Source organism: Blastococcus sp. CCUG 61487, from assembly GCF_005222955.1.
In the GTDB taxonomy this organism is placed as follows: Bacteria; Actinomycetota; Actinomycetes; order Mycobacteriales; family Geodermatophilaceae; genus Blastococcus.
In genome coordinates this window covers 1-1,405 of the sequence record NZ_LWUA01000283.1, presented here as the reverse complement: position 1 = coordinate 1,405, position 1,405 = coordinate 1, and the positions used below count along the sequence as shown (strand labels likewise).

The window sequence follows — 1,405 nt, the reverse complement described above, 5'->3', positions numbered from 1 at the left end:
CTGACCCACCGGCCGCTACCGGCGCCGAACCTGCCAGACACCAGCGGGCTCGGTAAGCCCCATTAGTCCTCGACGACGGCGTCGATCGCGACCTCGTCCACCCGCTCCACCTCGGCGGTGCCGCCGGCCCGCGCGACGTCGGCGACCACTCCGCCGGAGACGTTGAGCGCGACCTCGAGGGCGGCGGGCGGCCCGATCGCCAGGATCTCGTAGGGCGCCCTGAGCTCCTGGCCGTCGACCGTCAGCTCGCCGGGCGTGCCACCGACGTAGCTGGACACGACGACGCGGACGCCGTCGACCTCGATGGCCTCCGCACCGGCGCCGCGGAGCTCCTGGATGGCGTCGAGCAGCACCGCCGTCGTGACCGCGCCCTGCGGGTCCCGGACGAGCAGCCGCAACCCCGGGCCACGGGCCGGCAGGGTGCCGTTGAGGATGCCGATGGCCTCGGCGCGGCGCTGTGCCTCGGCGAGCGCGGACCCGGACTGCGACCGGCCGTCGCTCAGCTCCTCGACGGCCCGCTCCCGGTCGGCGAGTTGCGCGCGCAGCTGCTGCTCCCGGCTGTCGAGGTCGTCGAGGATGCGCACCAGGTCGGCCTCGGTCGCTCCGCTGAGCTCCTCGCCCGCGCCGGTCGCCCGGACCTGGACGACGATCGCGAAGCCGAGCACGAGAGCCAGGGCGGCGGTGACGATCGCGGAGACCGTGCGGTTCCAGCTCCGGCCACCCGACGGCGTCGTGTCGGAGCCGGGGGCGTCCGTGGGCTCGCTCATCGGCTCCAGAGTAGGTCACCGGCGGGCGGTTCCCGGGCCGCTGCGGCGACGGTTCAGCGGTATCCCGGCGCCCGGCCGGAGCCGTGGACCGCCTCCGATCGCAGCAGTGGCAGCGTGCGCCACGGCACGACGCAGGACAGCGCGACGACGCTGGTCGAGCGCACGACCGACGGCGACCTGTTCAGCTCCACGAGGATCTGCTGCAGCGCCTCGTGCGAGGAGGCGGCGACCCGGCAGAGGACGTCGCCGCGGCCGGTGGTCGCGTGCGCCTCGAGGATCCCGGGGATGGCCGACAGCTCGGCGTGCACCTCCTCGAGCGCGCCCTGGGCGATCTCCAGGTCACGAACGCCTGGACGCCGAAGCCCGCGGCGGTGACGTCGACGTCGGGTCCGAAGCCGGTGACGACGCCGGCGTCCTCCAGCCGCTGCAACCGGGCGGTGGCCGTGGCGCGAGCGACACCGACGATCCGCGCGATCTCCAGCATCCCGGCCCGCGGGTGCTCGCGCAGCGCCTGGAGGAGGGCGACGTCCAAGGTGTCCAGCGTGCGCGTCTGCGCCATCGGTGCCTCCGCTGATCGTCGAGGAGCTGTGCAGTCTGCCCAGCTCGACCCGCTCTGTGCTAGCTGTACTGCCCAGAGA

General features: G+C 74.2%; 2 protein-coding genes. Both read right to left on the bottom strand.

Annotated features, from left to right (window positions below):
- Positions 1-62: 62 nt before the first annotated feature.
- Positions 63-767 carry a DUF881 domain-containing protein gene (locus A6V29_RS18810; protein ID WP_137161734.1) on the bottom strand — a complete coding sequence of 235 codons (705 nt, stop codon included), beginning with the start codon at positions 765-767 and terminating at the stop codon, positions 63-65.
- Positions 768-820: 53 nt separating this feature from the next.
- Positions 821-1,075, bottom strand: coding sequence for an Lrp/AsnC ligand binding domain-containing protein (locus A6V29_RS21815; RefSeq protein ID WP_249933345.1), 255 nt, complete (start codon positions 1,073-1,075; stop codon positions 821-823).
- Positions 1,076-1,405: the final 330 nt, after the last annotated feature.

Bases quoted from the DNA above. Each gene is read 5' to 3' on its own strand.
- A6V29_RS18810 (WP_137161734.1), bottom strand. From the start codon at position 767: ATGAGCGAGCCCACGGACGCCCCCGGCTCCGACACGACGCCGTCGGGT.